The sequence below is a fragment of the Mesotoga sp. Brook.08.YT.4.2.5.2. genome, from assembly GCF_003351125.1.
GTDB lineage: Bacteria > Thermotogota > Thermotogae > Petrotogales > Kosmotogaceae > Mesotoga.
Genome location: NZ_JPGZ01000034.1, coordinates 25,210 through 41,210, shown reverse-complemented (window position 1 = coordinate 41,210; position 16,001 = coordinate 25,210). Strand labels below are relative to the sequence as shown.

Here is a 16,001-nt window from a genome sequence, read left to right as displayed (position 1 = left end):
GTCGAGTTCTCTTTTCAACATATGATAAGTCACTCGGAAATCAGTTCTTCAAGTTCGTTCAGATCTTCATTTTCGATCGCGACCCTGATCTTGCGCAGATAGATTTCCGCTTCCTCAAGCGAGGAAGCGATATTCTTTCCGTTGAATCTAGCCATGTCGATGACCATATCCCTGTTCTGTCTTCCCAGTCTAGATGTTGAAGCGTAGCCCGGTCCGGTGTACTTCTCGAAATCACTGCCGAGATTAAGTAGAGCTCTAGAGAGAAAGTAGGCTGCCTGGCTCACCCTGCTTACGATTAAATCGTGTCTCTCCGGCGAGAGGTATTCCGGAGACGAACGCAGATCACCTATAATCTCTAAAACACGTTTCAGATCCTCTGCGGAAGCAAACTCCCCGGGAGAAAGCAGAAAGACGCGGCCATCGAACATCCACTCGTCCCAACCGGCCGGACCCTTGTGTTCGTTACCAGCCATCGGATGACCGCTAATGAACCTGATTTTTCTCTTTCTGGCGATCAACTGGAAGGGCTGCATAACGCTTGCAACATCTAATACGGTCTCTTCGAAGGCAACTGATTGTAGCAGTTGAGCTTCTGAACCCATGGGAACAGCCAAGATTGTTAGATCCGCACTCTCACATATTTTGAGGGATATCGAAATGTCTCGATGCTTTCTTTTCAGAGCTTCGGTTGTGCATACACTTTCATCAAAAACCGTAACTTCGTGGCCGCACTTCGAGAGCCTTATCGCGATCGAACCCCCAATCGAACCGGCGCCGATAATCTGTATTTTCATTTGTTCGAGTCACCAATCTCCACCTGATCTGGGCGCAAGTTCCTCGCCCGACGCAAATAAACGAAATTCTTCGTCTTTGACTCGCAGTGAATCAGCACCCTGATTATCCCACCACCCGAGTTCTCGAAAGAGGCTTCATAGAGGCACAGCAACGCGACATCACTCTGGTTAAATGCCTTCCTGAAGGCAGTCGCCGGATTGTACGAAGTTATATCGCTTGTAACGGTAAATATCACGGAGTGCAGTTCACCGATCTCGTTCCTTCTGAAAATCTCCTCCATTAGTTCTATAACACAACTTCTGATCTCTTCGGGATTATCTGACTCTATAGATGTTGCACCCCTAATAGCCTTCATTCAACCGCCTCCCGATCCGAAGACGAGTGTAGATTTGAAACCGCATATTCTATGGCCAGCAGGTATCCCTGCAGTCCAAGTCCCGCGATTGTGCCTTTGCATACGGCGGAAATCACTGATCGGCTTCTGAACTCTTCTCTAGCGAAGATGTTTGAAATATGCACTTCGATCTTTAGACCCTTGAAAAGCTCAAGAGCATCTCTAAGCGAGTAGCTGTAATGAGTTAGAGCACCCGCATTTATTACGACTGCATCATAGTCTATACGCTGGATTCTATCGACTAGATCTCCTTCGTGGTTAGACTGGAAGAGATCGGCCACCACCCCTTTCTCTAGGCACTTCCTTTCTATTGCCTCGCGCAGTTCGTCGTAGGTGAAACCGCCGTAGATACTCTTCTCCCTCGAGCCGAGCATATTAAGGTTTGGTCCATTCAATACGAGTATCTTCATACAACCACCGCCAGCAAATCATCCAGTCTTACTTTCAAGAACTCGAACTCCCCGGGTCTCTTGACCACAGGAATCTCTATCTCCGCACTCTCAGAGTCAACTGCTTTCTTGTCGTTTCTAAGCAGCCTAAGAGCCTCCTCGACAGGCAGTTGCGGAAAATCGAGGCCAACGATCTCTGAGAGCGTATCCGAGACATCTCTGTACAACAGTTCATCTATAACACCCAGCCCCGCGAAATAATGCATCTCCCGTTCCAGCCCCCAGGCCACGGCCATACCGTGTGATACTCCCGATAATGGCTCGTAGAGATGTCCTAGTGTGTGACCAAGATTCAGGATCTTCCTTAAGCCTGTTTCACAAATGTCCATCGAGACTATCCTATCCTTTTGCTTCACCGCTTCTTCCAGCATCTCACTCAGCGCGGCAAGATTTCTTTCCTTCAATTTACCGCACAGCTTCTTGAACTTCTCATAGTACTGACCAGTTATAAGGAATATCTTGAAGGCCTCAACGAGGCCCTCCTCGAACCGTCCTTCGTCCATCGAAAGCGTTACGACCGGATCGATTATTGTCTCAGAAGGCATGTAGAAGTTACCGACAACGTTCTTGCACCCTTTGAAGTTCAAACCATTCTTCCCACCAATAGAAGCATCTACTTGTGCAAGCAGAGTCGTCGGATACTGAACTAAGGGGATACCGCGTTTGAATGTGGAGGAAGCGAATCCCACTAGATCCGTCACCGTTCCTCCCCCCGCGCCAACCAAGACATCGCTTCTCGAAAGCCCTCGATCCATGAGGTACTCATAGACTTGAAAGAGAGTGTGAAATCCCTTTGCTTCTTCACCGTCGTCAATGGATAGAGCCGAAGAAGGAATCCACTCGGAAAAGATCCTTTCAACTCTTCTAGACACCACCGCGTTCGGCATTCTACCTATTGACTTGAATCCTCCAGGTGATATGGACACTGGATGTGAGCTGCTATTGAGCACTTTGCTTTCTCCGGAAGCTATCTTCATGGATATCGCGGCAACGGTTTCCCACCGGGACTGACTGGAAGTTTCAACAGACGGAAACTGCTCGTATAGCTCCCTTCGCTCTTCCCAAATCCTGAAGATACTCTCCTTACCTTCCTTGAGCAGTGGTCTTCCATTGACAGTGACTCTCCTGTAAAGATCGGCCGGAGGAAGCCTAAGATAGACGGCATTCTCTCCCTTCAAGATCTGGCGGTTTTCCTTGTCCAGTATGATACCTCCTCCAGTCGATACCACAATCTCGTCCCTGTGGACGAGTTTCTTCAGAAGGTTCTTTTCCAGTCTTCTGAATTCTTCCTCGCCTTCTTTCTCAAAAATCTCACTTATGCTAGTTCCTCTAGCTCTCTCGATCTCTAAATCCATATCTATGAATTCCTTGTCTAGAACTGAAGATAGAATTCTACCTATAGTGCTTTTCCCCGAGCCCATCATTCCAATAAGGAAGACTCTCATCCGTCACCCTCCTTTTTATCGAGCGAAAATCCCCGTTTCCAAACCTCTCAAGAATCGCTTCAAGCAACAAGAGCGCAAGCATCGACTCGCCTACTACCGAAGCCGCTGGAACTGCCGTCGTATCGGCGCGCACATAAGGAGCTGCCGTTTCATTCATTTTGCTCAGGTCAACAGAAGAGATTCCCTTTCTCAACGAAGGAATCGGCTTTACGCTTGCCTCAACGACGATCTGCTCGCCATTCGATATTCCACCCTCAATACCACCGGCATTGTTTGACTTCCTCACGATCATGCCTTTCTCAACGAACAGTTTGTCGTGATACGCACTACCCCTAAGTCTCACGTCCGGATTTCCAATGAAGACTCCTTTGACAGAAGGAATCGCCATAAAGTACTCGCCGATCCTCGAATCAAGCCTTTCAAAGAGAGTCCCGTATCCTCCGGTTCCCGTCGGAACTCCATCGGCGATAACCACAAATCTCCCGCCGAGTGTATCTCCCGCTTTGATTGAATCCTCTATCTCTTCGACCATTTTTTGAGAAGCTTCCTTGTCGTGGCAGAATACCGGAGACGCATCTCTTCTTGAAATCCAGCCGCTCTCTGAGGGCAGTCCGCAACTTACATTCCCGATAGCTATTACTGAACCGCACAAAGTGATGCCCAATTCATGAAGAATCTGCGATGCAACCGATCCAACAGCCGTTGCAGCTGCTGTCCATCTCGCACTGCTTCTCTCTGCATAAACCGCGAGATCATTCAGTTTGTATCTTGTCCAGGCAGCATAATCTGAATGGCCGGGTCTCGGGATACTTCTCACACTCTTCTCTGCACTGGAAACCTTATTAGGGATCTCAATTAAGAGCGGGGCTCCAGTCGTAACTCCCCTCCACAGACCAGACCTGACTACTGCTTTATCCTGCTCGCGTTCCATCCTTTCCCCCCGACCGTAGCCCGTCTGTCTGCGTAGGAGCTGCTGGTTTATATTATCGATCGAAAGAGAAACACCTGAGGGCAGTTCTTCAATGAGTCCAAAAACCCCGCTACCATGAGAGTCTCCGACAACTGTGAACTTCACTTCATCACTTCCCAAAACGTTTTTTCGAAGCTTTCGCCTGAAGGCACTCCCCAAATTCTGAGGTTCTCCATTGACTGATGAAGTAACATGTGCCTTCCGTCAAGAACAGTTTTCACTTCACAGCGGCGAGAAGACTCGGTCAAGGGCGTCTTCCAGTAGATGAGATCATATACAAGGCTCTTACCGGAAAGCTCTTGAGCAGTGATCCCCGTATCCTCTCCATTCATTCCCAGAGAAGAGGCGTTTACTATGCTCTTGCTCTTTGCTGCAACTTCTCTTATGGCTTCCAAGGGAAAGACGTTGACTTCCAGATTCCCGGATACTTCGAACTCTTCTTTGATTTTCTCTGCCCTTGAAAGTGTTCTATTGACTATTTGTATGTTCTTCACGCCTGCCCTTTTCAAATAGAAAATCACGGCTCTCGCCGCTCCCCCGGCTCCGATAATCATTACCGGCTCCTCTATTGGTCTCCTCTGCAGAGGCTTTCCAAAACCAATCCAGTCGGTGTTGTACCCCCTTCCTTGGAAGATGCAGTTCACTGCAAGGAGCGGAGGTTCTACTTGACTGACTATGTGCGGAACAATTCTCTCTTTGAAGGGAATCGTAACGTTGAACCCATCGAAGTGCTGAATGATCGAGACTATCTTCGTGGAAAACTCATTGGCGTCGATGTCAACTGCTTCGTAGGTTGCATCGATGTTCATGGCCTCGAAAAAACGGCTGTATATGGTTGGTGACATGCTGTGCGAAATTGGATGTCCTATTATGCATAACCTCATCGACAGACCTCCTCGAGCGTCTGGAAGAACCCGGGGAAGGACACACCAACCGCTTCTGTGTTGGTTATCTCTACTCCTTCCTCGCTCAGCAAACCCGCTATTGAAAAAAGCATCGCGATTCTGTGATCCCCATAGGAATCAACCTTGCCTCCCATTATTCTTTGAGGGCCTTCAATGCTAAAACCATCTTCATATTCATGTATCTCTACGCCAATTCTTCTGAAGTTTTGAACGGTAACGGATATCCTGTCCGACTCTTTCTTTCTCAACTCCCCGGCCCCTCTGACAGTCGTTGTGCCCTCTGCAAAAGCTCCTGCAAGCGCTATCAGCGGGAGCTCATCTATCATTGAAGGAATCAAAGCGCTTCCAACTTCCACACCTCTGAGTCGGGAAGGCCTGGCCACGATTGTGCCCACTGGTTCTGGAGAGCTCTCTTCAACCTCCAGCTCGATGTCTGCACCCATACTTATGAGAAGTCTTAGGAATCCAGTCCTCCCTCCATTCAATCCGACATTTCGAATCGTCAGCTTGCCGTTTTCATGAAGAACCGCCAGAGCTATCAGAAAGGCGGCCGAAGAGATGTCCCCGGGTATGGAAAATCGAACCGGTAGAAGCTCGCTCCTTTCCACTTCAACCCTCTTCTCACTCACACTTATTCTGGCGCCCATGGATTGAAGCAACCTCTCTGTGTGATCTCTGCTGCAGTGAGGCTCCGTAACAGTTGTGGCTCCTTCTGCTTGAATGCCTGCCAGCAAGATCGCGCTCTTTACCTGAGCACTTGCCACTGAAAGAGAATGATCGCACCCATTCAGTTCTCCGCCGGCTATGCACATTGGAAGAAGCGAATCTTCTTGCCTCGCCGATATCCTTGCCCCCATCTCTTTCAGCGGGGCGATAACTCTCCTCATGGGTCTCGCCGATAGGGATTCATCGCCGAAAAGGATGTGAGTTCCTCTCTTGCCCGCAAGAACTCCGGCCATCAGTCTTGCAGTAGTTCCGGAATTCCCACAATAAAGCGGCTCAGACGACTCTTTCCACGATGCCTGAGATATTTCAAGTCTGTCGAAATCTCCGTTGAAACCTCCTCCAAGTTCGCTGATAATCCTGAAAGTCCTTAGAGTATCCTCGCTTTCAAGCAGGTTATGGACGACACTTACGCCACTGCACATCGAACACATCATTAGTGCCCTATGGGAGATTGATTTATCAGGAGGCACAGCTATTTCGCCGGCAACTTTCTTTGAAGGCAACAATCTCATTTTGTCCTCCCTGCCATTCATGTAAGCAGGAGCTCAGCAGAATCGGCCAGTGCTCCAAGGCTATCCATTAGTTTCTCAAATTCGCCAAAACTTAGGCTTTGCTTGCTGTCGGAAAGAGCCATCTCCGGCCTGGGATGAATTTCAACTTCGATACCGTTAGCCCCGGCCGCCAGAGCAGCTCTTGAAAGTGGTATTATCAAGTCTCTTCTCCCTGCTGCGTGGCTTGGATCAACGATAATCGGAAGTGGAGATTGAAGTTTGATTAGCGGCACGGCAGAAATATCAAGCGTGTTCCTCGTGGCCGTCTCAAAGGTCCTGATTCCCCTTTCACAAAGTATTATCGACATGTTTCCCTTGGAGGCAATATACTCCGCAGAAAGAAGAAGTTCTTCAACCGTATTCATGAAGCCCTTCTTCAGAAGAATAGGCTTTCCCTTTTCGGCAACCTTCTGAATAAGCTGGAAGTTCTGTGAATTTCTTGCCCCAATTTGCAGTATGTCACTCATTTCATAGACGGCCTCAAGTGTCCCTTCGCCAGTTACCTCGGTCACCGTCTTGAGGCCGTACCGATCCGCAGCTTCTCTCAAATATCTCAGACCTACTTCTCCAAGACCTTGAAAAGAGTATGGAGAGGTTCTTGGCTTGAAAGCCCCTCCTCTAATCACTTTCACTCCCATTTCAGAAAGGAAGGCGGCGATCTCTTCTATCATAGGCCTATCCTCGACCGCGCACGGACCGGCCATCACTACGAACTTCCCTCCTCCTATCGAGACATTGCCAATGTCTACAGAGATATCTTCGCTGTGAAACTCCCTGGAAACAAGCTTAAACGGCTTGAGAACTCGAACAACTTGTTCGACGCACTCAAGAGCCTCAAATCGTTCAACTGACATATAACGGTCGTCACCGATGACACCGATCACTACTCTCTCCATCCCCATGGAAACATGACAGCTCAGATTCAGACTCTCTGAAAGAGACTCTACTTGCTTAATCTCCTCTTCACCAGTACCTCTCTTAAGAACGACTACCATTTCACCACCCCGCCTTCCTGTCTGAAAAAGAAAAGGGTCTCCGGATTGGAGACCCTTTCTTTTCTTTCATCCGGAGTAAATGCAAGAAGCACTTACCCGGAGTTATCACTCACAAGCAAATGCTTCTGTTGTTATAATAATAATATGCATTTATCCAGGAAAATCTGAAGTCTATCATCAATTCATCTCCCCGCTATTTATGAAAGGATTCTACACTTTTGTGGCTCACCATGTCAAATCAAAAGAGACAAAAATCGCCCGACAAACTGAATTGATTCTTACGCACTAGTTACAATCTCAGAGAGATACATTCTTGACTTGAAGAAACAGATGCATTTCTCTTCCGATAAGGTGATCATCCAATATAGGTGTATTCTTGCTCGAGTATATACTCTCTGAATCCCAGAGCACGAGAAACTTTCAGCGATCCGTAGTTCAATACGTCATGTCTGTACTGAATCAGTTTCTTATTCACGATTGCCCACTCGCTTGCCCTTGAACCGATTGCCTTTCCCAGGCCAAGCTCTCTGAAATCAGGCATAGTTATTATGCCAATATCTGCAATGCTATCCCATTCAATAATGCTTGAGACCGCCACGATCTCCTCTTCATAAAAGGCTCCAAAAACAACTACGTGGTCGAGCTCGACAAACCCTTCGGCGAGATCCTCCCTTGTACACTGGTTTCTGAACCGATAGAAAGCAGTCCTGTCGCCCTGATTTAGTCTTCTGACAACGAAATCCATTGGTGGGTCGTAAGGAACGTAATTCGAAGGGTTAAGGTACTTGATGGATGTCTTTTTCCAAAGAGAAAAAGACTCGTGAAGCAACTTCGCAAGAGCCAACTTCTCTCTATCCTCTTCTTCAAGAGCAGATTTTACAACTGTTTCGAGCTCGGGGTCATAAAGAATTACCGTTCGCTTTTCAAAACTCAGATGACTGAGCTCGCCCTTCCCTTTCTTGGCCTCATCTGCCATGAGAAACCGCTCTTTCGAGACAAATCTATCGACCGGGAGCTGAAGGCGTTTTGCCCATGCTTCCTCTATTGCCTTCTTAAGATCTTCCTCTCTCAATTCCCTTTCCTCCATTTCTTTCATGATCTTCTCAGGGGTAGAAGTACCTCGTATAAAAAAACCGACCTAAGTCGGTTTCTTTTCTTTCAAATAGGGAGTACCATAATTAGACCAAATGCTATTTCAACGAGAAGAGTAATCAGATTAGTGAACGTCAAAGACTTATCCACAAATATGGACATTATACGCGTTGCGGCGATAAACAGATAAACAATCCCCAGAAAAAGGAATGAAATCTGCGCACCCAAGAGAACTATCGGAGCAACCCCAAGCCCTATAAACGTGCCCCCCATGATAGCCTTCACTTCCGTTTTTCCTCTGGCATTACCGGCCGAAAACTCGGCCAGCTTGGCGTAGGATTCCGGTTTCAACACTATATATACACCGGTGACTGCCGTAAGAACAGCAACAACAAAACGAATGATAGTGAACAATATCTCGATCGCCCCCTAGATTATAGATATATTCTAGCAATCAAAACCATAATTAAGTATTACCTGAGTATAAAGAGCACCCTGAGAAATATGATGAGATACACAAGGTTGCTCCATATGGGTGTCAGAATGAAAATCGCGATTCCAAAAAGCGGGATGAATACGCTGAAACATAGATCTTTCTGTAGTAATGCATATCAAGGCTCTCCAGGACCTCATTGCGAATCAGACCGGTGTTTTTCATCAGATAATGCCATTGAACAAGTGCGATAATCTCAAGAATCGGGATTTTCAGATGAAACAGCAGCTCTGCAAACTCAAATTCACCATAATCCCCAAGAAGTGCGGTAGTGAAAGGTACTGTTGTAACGAAGAAGAGACTGAGTAAGTTCAACCAAAGATGCCGGTAATCAGTCTTCTTCAAAATATCTGTCCTTCCAACTGTGGAGATCCAGATCGATCCGATCACGAAAAAGGAGATGAAGTAACTCAGAAAGTCGTAGTTCTTGCTCAATACGTGCCTTACTGAGCGCCCTGATCTGCAATCTTATCCTTTACCGGGACCCCGAGAGAAAGCACGAGAACAGTCATTGCGATGGCAAACACACCATTCGTAAGTGCCTCCAGTCTATTCACACGTATTTCAGGATCGGGAACTTCACCTTTCGAGTTCTTTCGAGGTTAGTAGGCAATGCCAACTCTCTTCTGAGTGTATTCGGACGTGAACAATTGCTTGTAAGCAAACTCGGCAACGTCCTGAATCGAAATCTTCTCTCCGTTTTCTGGAAGGAAGTCGGCCGAAACTCTGTAACTCTGGTTGCCTTCTGAAAAGGACATAAATGGCGGGCACACAACGACCCAATCAAGCTCCGAAGCCTTGAGAATTTCGAACGCATCCATGAATTCTCTTGAAGATTTCTTGAGATATTGCGGATAGTTGGGGGAATCAAGCCTGAGTTCTCTCGGCGATAGCTGAAGAATACCCGAATTCGCGATCGTAACGAGCTTACTCACTTCGGTATCCCTGGCGGCATTCACTATGTTTCTCATAGCGACTGCCAGAGTATCGTTCACGCTTCCCGAATTATCCGGGCCTAAAGCGCTGACAATCGCATCTTGCCCTCTTATTGCATCTCTCACGCTCTGGCTATTGAAGACATCGCCCTGGAAAATCCTGAGGTTTTCCTTTCTAACAGTCAATTTCGAGACGTTGCCAACAAATATTGTGACTATGTGATTATCGTTCAAGGCCCTATCAAGTATGACCCTCCCTACTCTTCCGGTGCCACCAAAGATAATTATCTTCAAGGCGGTTTACCCCCTTTCACCGTTCTATATCACAATAATATAGTCTCTCACGCCTAAATCCAAATCAAGATAGTGATTTCATACTAGATCACATGAAACCAGACTCCATATCGACAAGTTGTCGGATGAATGTCCCATCTCAATTATACATCTACCTGAATCGGCCTCGTTTTCTGCATTACTGTCTTGTTCGAACTATTCTATTACTGGCTTAAGATCGACGCCAGCACTGGATTCGGTTATAATCTACTTACAAAAACTCTTACGGAGGTATTTACTTTGAGACTTGTTGTCGCGGGACGCTATCTGACATTTGCCGGGATACTCGGGCTAGTCGTTCTCACACTGTTCCTTGCAGGATCCTCCGGCTTCGAGAGCACAACCCTGTATGCCAGAGACTCGGGTGAAAGCTTTGCCAAGTTCATTATTCAACCTGGCCAGCAACTGAGAGTGAGACTGAACATAAAAGTGTTGAAGAACAATAACGTGTATCTCTTACTGGAAAAAGGCGAAGAGGAAATCCAGCGGTTTGCAGAAGACTGGCAAAAGACAAGAAATGAAATGACCTTCGAAGAAGAAGGGGAGTACTCTCTCAAAGTTGTCTTCGAAGATCCCTCTGCAGACAGACGTCTTGCTGAAGTAGAAGTCTACTGGTTAATCGCCGAATGATTCTTCTGTCAAGTAGGATCACCGAGGAGTCAAACATGAGTGAAGCTGATGCAATTGCTCTTAGCAAGAACGGGCCTCTAACTACGAAGAGGATGATTTCTGATCTCAAGCATCTCGGAGTAAGGAAAGGAATGGTACTGCTAGTTCACTCTTCACTAAGCAGTCTAGGCTGGGTGTGCGGAGGAGCCATTACAGTGATTAGGGCGCTTGAAGCAGTACTTGATGAGGAAGGAACACTAGTAATGCCTGCTCATTCGGGAGATCTCAGCGAGCCCTCAAACTGGTCGAATCCTCCTGTTCCGGCGACCTGGTTTGACACGATCAGAAGAACAATGCCTCCCTTCAACAGAGCGGAGACTCCGACAAGAGGGATGGGAGTCATTTCAGAGACTTTCAGAAAGATGAAAGGTGTTGTGAGAAGCGACCATCCTCAGGTCTCATTTGCCGCCAGGGGAAAGAAGGTCTCTTACATTGTAGATAGCCACGAACTGGAGTTCGGCATGGGTGAAGGATCGCCCCTTGCCAGACTATACGACCTGAATGCTCACATACTGCTTTTGGGTGTCGGTCATTCGAACAACAGTTCATTGCATCTGGCAGAATACCGGGCCGACTTTCCCTCCAGAAAGAAGTGCAAAGATGGAGCCCCGATTATGGAAAACGGAAGGAGAGTCTGGAAAGAGTTCAACGATTTCGACCTTGATTCAGACGACTTTTATATCATAGGAAGCGACTTCGAGAGAGATTTCCCCTCAAAGGTAAACAAGGGAATGATCGGGTACGCCGAATCAACTCTTCTCCCTCAAGTAGAACTGGTTGATTTCGCGGTTGAATGGATGACAAAGAACAGAAAGTAAGACTACAGACTATTTCGAAAGAAAGACCGATCTGCCCCAATTTGAGGAATAGTTTATAATGTAGAAGATATGTGGAAGGAGGAGTAATATGACCAAACTCGTACTTGTAAGACACGGAGAAAGCACCTGGAACAAAGAGAACCGCTTCACTGGCTGGACCGATGTTGACCTTTCCGAAAAGGGCCGTGAGGAAGCGAAGAAAGCTGGCGAGATATTGAAAGCCGAAGGATACGACTTCGATCTAGCATACACTTCCGTTCTTAAGAGAGCGATAAGAACGTTATGGTACATAATGGATGAGATGGATCTCATGTGGATTCCGGTGATTAGGGACTGGAGACTTAACGAGAGGCACTACGGCGCCCTTCAGGGTTTGAACAAAGCCGAAACCGCAGCCAAGCATGGCGAAGAACAGGTGAAGATCTGGAGGAGAAGCTACGACATCAGGCCGCCTGCACTTGAAGAGAGCGATGAAAGATTCCCGGGACATGACCCCAAGTACAAGACTCTCTCGGATGACGAGCTCCCCAGAACGGAGTGCCTCAAAGACACGGTGGCGCGATTCCTGCCACTATGGAAGAATGAGATATCCTCGGAGATAAAGTCTGGAAAGAAAGTGCTGATTGTAGCCCACGGAAACAGCCTTCGGGCATTGGTCAAATATCTGGACAATATTCCCGACGACGAGATCGTAGGATTGAACATTCCGACTGGAATACCTCTAGTTTACGAACTTAATGACGATCTAAAACCAATAAAGCATTATTATCTGGGTGATCCGGAAGAAATCGCAAAGGCACAGCAGGCAGTTGCGAATCAGGGGAAAGCAAAGTAACATCACTCAACATAAAAAGAAGCTACCCTCTGGGTAGCTTCTTCTATTTGTACTGTTTCTTATTCCTTTCTCAAGTTCATTAGAGCGTTTTCAGCTGCGAGAGTCAACGGATAGGTAGTAGGGGCGGCAGTAAGCAGTGGATGGGAACCGATCTGCATCGTGAGGAAATCGTTCACGGTTATTCCTTTCTGTAGACCGAGACCGATAATATTGACCATCTCTCCAACACTCTTTCCGCCCGCCATCTGCGCGCCAAGAAGAATTCCGCTCTCCTTGGAGAAGATCATCTTGACGAAAATTTCCGACTTGTCGGGAAGCGAACCGGGATGTCTATCTATTCCCTTTGCAACGCCAACCACGTAATCAAAGTTCTCCATCTTTGCCGTATACTCCGTGAGTCCCGCGGCGGCGACCGTTAAATCGGCCACTGAAGTAGAGAACACTCCAAGATTTCCGTGATTTTCCCTAACCATCTTGAGGCTGAAAAGGTTTGAACCTGCAACTCTCGCTTCAAAAGCCGCGGTAGATGCCAGCATTAATCTACTTGGTTTTCTGGTGAAGAAGCACTTGTGTTCGACGCAGTCACCGGCGGCAAAGACATCGTCAACACTGGTTCTCATGTATTCATCGGCCCATATTCCACCGGTTATACCCCTGTGAACGCGGATATTTTCCAGAAGCTTCACGTTCGGTCTGTAACCTATTGCAAGTATCACCATATCTGCTTCGATCTCTTCGCCGTTGTCAAGTAGAACTCCGGATACCTTGTCTTCTCCTTTTATCTCACAGACCTTCATCCCGGTGCGTAGCTTCATGCCTTTCTTCTCGAGTCTTTCACTTACCATGGCTCCAAATTCCCTGTCAAAGGCTGCCATGAGTATCTGGTCAACGGCCTCGACAAGGTAGACTTCCTTGCCATCGGAGAGGATCTCGTCCGAAACTTCCACTCCTATGAAACCTCCACCAACGACTACGACTTGCTTCGCCGATTTTGCAGCAGCATATACAGTCTTCAGATACTCTTTATCCTTGGCTATAGTAAATACACCTGAAAGCTCACTGCCCTTTATTGGAGGTAATATGGGCTGCGAACCCGTGGCAATAACCAATTTCTCATATTCGATAGACTCCCCACCGGAGAGATTGACCTTCTTGGAATCAGTACTGATTTCCACGACTTCATCAAAAATGAAATCGATTCCCAGATCCTGCGCACCTTTTATCGGCATGGTATTGGCCTCTACAGTCGGAAGAGTATGGAATATGTATGGAATTCCACATGGGACGACTCCTTCCCTTTCCTTTCTAATTACCACTACACTCTTGTCAGGATATGTCTTCTTTGCCGTTGTCGCCGTGACTATACCGGCGGGACCTCCTCCCACTATTACTATGTCTTTTTTCATGTAACACCTCCAAATAGAATAAGATATATGCTCAAAACATATATTATATTACCACACTTTACGTACTAGAATGGAGCGGCGGGAGGGCAAAAAATGAGTCTTACCGAAAGAGTCATGGAACTTGGCAAAAGGCTGTTTATAATTGAGGACGCGGATGGTGCTGGCCCACTGAGCTTTAATTCATCCCCAGGGCTGTACATACACATACCATTTTGCCCGGAGTTTTGCAGCTTTTGCCCCTACAACAAAATCAAATACGACTCTAAACTGACAAACAAATACCTAACGACTTTGAAGCGCGAATCCGATCTCCAAAAAATCGCACAATTCAGTTCGATATACATAGGAGGCGGAACACCTTCCTATGACCTGAACCTTCTAAAGGGAGTCGTCTCTCATTTCAGGGAAATGGCGAATGGCGAAATCGCTCTTGAAATCCACCCGGCAGATGTTTCCATTAAGAGGCTTGAAGAAATAAGAGAGACTGGTGTTAACTTCGTCAGTCTGGGGATACAATCCTTCGACGATTTCACTTTGAACTCTATGGGGCGAAGGAGACAGGATTCCAGCGTTTCGCATAATTCGATAGCCGAGACTACTTCGGCGGGCTTTGACTTTGTAGACGTAGACTTGATCTTCGATTACCAACTTGACCGGGGAAGAATCGTTGAGGATCTTGAGACGGCTATTTCTTACGGCCCGGAACAGGTATCAGTCTATCCAATGATGCGTTTTGCAGACACGGCCTACAAAAACACTAAGAACGATCCCGAGAAGGAACTCGAGATACTGGAAGAGCTGGAAAACGTCGCTCTCACAAATGGTTATGTTAGAGATTCTCTCTGGACCTTCAAAAAGAGGGGAGAAAAGAGAAAGTACAGCTCTGTTTCACGTGAGTTCTTTATGGGAATTGGCACGAGCGCCTCTTCCTTCAACGGAAAGGATTTTCGAACTAATACCTTTTCTCTCGATGAATACTTCTCCTTTGTCGATTCCGGGAAGCTTCCGGTCAGTAAGACGATCAAAATGAATAAGTTTTCGGCGATTCTCTATTACTCTTTCTGGGCGCTTTACGGTGGCCACCTCGATCTCGGCAGTGTTGAAGAACACTTTGGAAGACTTCCATTGAGGATGAGATTTCTCCTTTACTCGACAATAACAAGAGGGTATCTCAAAAGAGAGAGTGACATCATCAAACCAACCAGATTGGGCACAAGGGAACTCCACATCATCGAAGAGTGGCTGACCTACAGTTTTATTGATCAAATATGGGCCGATTTGAGAAGCAGAGCGAGAGATCACTCTGTTTCAGGCGAATCAGTACTGTAAAAGCTTTTGGGATCTTCGAAGGAAAATCTGCCTGCCTTCCCGGCCGCGACCTCTCTGAGAAAAGTGTGGGCTCCTCTGGTTGTGTCGAGCGCTCCCTGTTTGGCAAGATAGTTTCTTCTTCTGCAGAACTTCTCGACAAACTCTTCTCCATTGGCGAATTTCTCACCAAGGTAATCCTCAAGGGAAACCTTACCGTATCTTTCGACAATTAAGGAAAGCACCATTTCGAAAGCATCAAGCGGATCAAACTTCTCGTACGGTAGGGAACCTACCGCTAGAAGTTTCGTCGTTACTTGCAGAGAGCGAAGCTCAGAGTATAGAATTCCCGGCGTGTCGAGAACGGAAATGCTTTTAGAGACATTTATCCATTGTACTCCACGCGTTATCCCCGGTCTATTTCCTACAGCCAGTGATTTCTTGCCTTTGAGTCTGTTGATAAAGGTAGACTTTCCAACGTTTGGCATTCCGACGACCATGAACCTCTTCTCGTAGAACCTGCTTTTTAATAGAGGTACGATTTCTCTGATTATGAAATTCCTGGCGTCTGTTGATCTCAGTGAAGCTTCTACAACTCCGCTTCCCTGTGCTCTGAAATGCTCTTTCCACATGGAAGTGATCTCAGTATCGGCCAGGTCAGACTTGTTCAGAACGACAATACGCTGTTTGTTCTGAAACAACCGTTCTGCTTCATAGGCCCTGCTCGTGAGAGGAATCCTAGCATCAAGCAGCTCGACAACTCCGTCTACGGACTTCATGTAATTCTGGATCTGTCTTTTCGCTTTCTGGATATGGCCCGGATAATACATATGATTACCTCCAGCGTGGATTATATCACGGTTCGACCGACGTTCTTCAGTTGAT

Annotated in this window: 18 protein-coding genes and 1 pseudogene; 4 read left to right on the top strand and 15 right to left on the bottom strand. The window is 47.0% G+C overall.

Going from position 1 to position 16,001, the window contains the following annotated elements; all coding sequences use genetic code 11:
- Positions 1–29 precede the first annotated feature (29 nt).
- From Q502_RS09140 to Q502_RS09080, 13 genes and pseudogenes are all read right to left on the bottom strand, one after another.
- Positions 30–794 (bottom strand): prephenate dehydrogenase, encoded by a 765-nt coding sequence (locus Q502_RS09140; RefSeq protein WP_102819002.1) that lies wholly within the window; start codon positions 792–794, stop codon positions 30–32.
- On the bottom strand, positions 791–1,150 hold the full coding sequence (gene aroH, locus Q502_RS09135; RefSeq protein WP_102819001.1) for a chorismate mutase: 360 nt from the start codon (positions 1,148–1,150) through the stop codon (positions 791–793). The genes Q502_RS09140 and aroH overlap by 4 nt, the downstream gene beginning before the upstream one ends.
- Positions 1,147–1,599, bottom strand: coding sequence for a type II 3-dehydroquinate dehydratase (gene aroQ, locus Q502_RS09130; protein WP_112109515.1), 453 nt, complete (start codon positions 1,597–1,599; stop codon positions 1,147–1,149). The genes aroH and aroQ overlap by 4 nt, the downstream gene beginning before the upstream one ends.
- Positions 1,596–3,083 carry a bifunctional shikimate kinase AroK/3-dehydroquinate synthase AroB gene (gene aroB / locus Q502_RS09125; RefSeq protein WP_102818999.1) on the bottom strand — a complete coding sequence of 496 codons (1,488 nt, stop codon included), beginning with the start codon at positions 3,081–3,083 and terminating at the stop codon, positions 1,596–1,598. The genes aroQ and aroB overlap by 4 nt, the downstream gene beginning before the upstream one ends.
- Positions 3,031–4,158, bottom strand: coding sequence for a chorismate synthase (gene aroC, locus Q502_RS09120; protein WP_102818998.1), 1,128 nt, complete (start codon positions 4,156–4,158; stop codon positions 3,031–3,033). Before aroC ends, aroB begins: the two co-directional genes overlap by 53 nt.
- A complete protein-coding gene (locus tag Q502_RS09115) occupies positions 4,155–4,937 on the bottom strand; it encodes a shikimate dehydrogenase (RefSeq protein WP_102818997.1) in 783 nt (260 codons plus the stop codon). Before Q502_RS09115 ends, aroC begins: the two co-directional genes overlap by 4 nt.
- A complete protein-coding gene (gene aroA, locus Q502_RS09110) occupies positions 4,934–6,196 on the bottom strand; it encodes a 3-phosphoshikimate 1-carboxyvinyltransferase (protein WP_102818996.1) in 1,263 nt (420 codons plus the stop codon). The genes Q502_RS09115 and aroA overlap by 4 nt, the downstream gene beginning before the upstream one ends.
- Positions 6,197–6,213: 17 nt before the next feature.
- Positions 6,214–7,230, bottom strand: coding sequence for a 3-deoxy-7-phosphoheptulonate synthase (gene aroF / locus Q502_RS09105; RefSeq protein ID WP_102819067.1), 1,017 nt, complete (start codon positions 7,228–7,230; stop codon positions 6,214–6,216).
- A 355-nt stretch (positions 7,231–7,585) separates the two neighbouring features.
- Positions 7,586–8,302 (bottom strand): N-acetyltransferase, encoded by a 717-nt coding sequence (locus tag Q502_RS09100; RefSeq protein WP_103134529.1) that lies wholly within the window; start codon positions 8,300–8,302, stop codon positions 7,586–7,588.
- A gap of 86 nt (positions 8,303–8,388) precedes the next feature.
- A complete protein-coding gene (locus Q502_RS09095; RefSeq protein ID WP_243392279.1) occupies positions 8,389–8,736 on the bottom strand; it encodes a DUF4345 family protein in 348 nt (115 codons plus the stop codon).
- 124 nt (positions 8,737–8,860) lie between these two features.
- Positions 8,861–9,253 (bottom strand): annotated as a pseudogene (locus Q502_RS09090) (TMEM175 family protein); the annotation flags it as partial.
- A 5-nt stretch (positions 9,254–9,258) separates the two neighbouring features.
- Positions 9,259–9,372 carry a TMEM175 family protein gene (locus Q502_RS15075; protein WP_180977934.1) on the bottom strand — a complete coding sequence of 38 codons (114 nt, stop codon included), beginning with the start codon at positions 9,370–9,372 and terminating at the stop codon, positions 9,259–9,261.
- A gap of 45 nt (positions 9,373–9,417) precedes the next feature.
- Positions 9,418–10,044: an NAD(P)-dependent oxidoreductase gene (locus tag Q502_RS09080; RefSeq protein ID WP_103134528.1), complete on the bottom strand. Its 627-nt coding sequence runs from the start codon at positions 10,042–10,044 to the stop codon at positions 9,418–9,420.
- Positions 10,045–10,323: 279 nt separating this feature from the next.
- Between Q502_RS09080 and Q502_RS09075 the strand changes: the two genes are divergently transcribed.
- The 3 genes from Q502_RS09075 (at position 10,324) to gpmA (ending at position 12,405) form a co-directional block, all read left to right on the top strand.
- Positions 10,324–10,713, top strand: a complete 390-nt coding sequence (locus Q502_RS09075; protein ID WP_102818992.1) for a hypothetical protein — start codon at positions 10,324–10,326, stop codon at positions 10,711–10,713.
- A 35-nt stretch (positions 10,714–10,748) separates the two neighbouring features.
- Positions 10,749–11,570, top strand: coding sequence for an aminoglycoside N(3)-acetyltransferase (locus tag Q502_RS09070; RefSeq protein ID WP_102818991.1), 822 nt, complete (start codon positions 10,749–10,751; stop codon positions 11,568–11,570).
- A gap of 88 nt (positions 11,571–11,658) precedes the next feature.
- Positions 11,659–12,405: a 2,3-diphosphoglycerate-dependent phosphoglycerate mutase gene (gene gpmA, locus Q502_RS09065; RefSeq protein ID WP_099829553.1), complete on the top strand. Its 747-nt coding sequence runs from the start codon at positions 11,659–11,661 to the stop codon at positions 12,403–12,405.
- A gap of 59 nt (positions 12,406–12,464) precedes the next feature.
- On the opposite strand, the gene Q502_RS09060 is transcribed toward gpmA, so the two are convergent.
- Positions 12,465–13,811, bottom strand: coding sequence for an FAD-dependent oxidoreductase (locus Q502_RS09060; protein ID WP_102818990.1), 1,347 nt, complete (start codon positions 13,809–13,811; stop codon positions 12,465–12,467).
- Positions 13,812–13,904: 93 nt separating this feature from the next.
- Here Q502_RS09060 and Q502_RS09055 point away from each other — a divergent pair, with 93 nt between their 5' ends.
- A complete protein-coding gene (locus Q502_RS09055; protein ID WP_102818989.1) occupies positions 13,905–15,140 on the top strand; it encodes a radical SAM protein in 1,236 nt (411 codons plus the stop codon).
- Here the strand turns inward: Q502_RS09055 and ylqF are convergent.
- Complete coding sequence (ylqF, locus tag Q502_RS09050; protein ID WP_102818988.1) at positions 15,110–15,946, bottom strand: ribosome biogenesis GTPase YlqF; 837 nt, start codon at positions 15,944–15,946, stop codon at positions 15,110–15,112. The genes Q502_RS09055 and ylqF overlap by 31 nt on opposite strands.
- Between the last annotated feature and the right edge of the window lie 55 nt (positions 15,947–16,001).

Coding starts and splice junctions, on each gene's coding strand:
- ylqF (WP_102818988.1), bottom strand. CDS start 15,946: ATGTATTATCCGGGCCATATCCAGAAAGCGAAAAGACAGATCCAGAAT.
- Q502_RS09060 (WP_102818990.1), bottom strand. CDS start 13,811: ATGAAAAAAGACATAGTAATAGTGGGAGGAGGTCCCGCCGGTATAGTC.
- Q502_RS09055 (WP_102818989.1), top strand. CDS start 13,905: ATGAGTCTTACCGAAAGAGTCATGGAACTTGGCAAAAGGCTGTTTATA.
- aroH (WP_102819001.1), bottom strand. CDS start 1,150: ATGAAGGCTATTAGGGGTGCAACATCTATAGAGTCAGATAATCCCGAA.
- aroA (WP_102818996.1), bottom strand. CDS start 6,196: ATGAGATTGTTGCCTTCAAAGAAAGTTGCCGGCGAAATAGCTGTGCCT.
- gpmA (WP_099829553.1), top strand. CDS start 11,659: ATGACCAAACTCGTACTTGTAAGACACGGAGAAAGCACCTGGAACAAA.
- Q502_RS09070 (WP_102818991.1), top strand. CDS start 10,749: ATGAGTGAAGCTGATGCAATTGCTCTTAGCAAGAACGGGCCTCTAACT.
- aroB (WP_102818999.1), bottom strand. CDS start 3,083: ATGAGAGTCTTCCTTATTGGAATGATGGGCTCGGGGAAAAGCACTATA.
- Q502_RS09140 (WP_102819002.1), bottom strand. CDS start 794: ATGAAAATACAGATTATCGGCGCCGGTTCGATTGGGGGTTCGATCGCG.
- aroQ (WP_112109515.1), bottom strand. CDS start 1,599: ATGAAGATACTCGTATTGAATGGACCAAACCTTAATATGCTCGGCTCG.
- Q502_RS09115 (WP_102818997.1), bottom strand. CDS start 4,937: ATGAGGTTATGCATAATAGGACATCCAATTTCGCACAGCATGTCACCA.
- aroF (WP_102819067.1), bottom strand. CDS start 7,230: ATGGTAGTCGTTCTTAAGAGAGGTACTGGTGAAGAGGAGATTAAGCAA.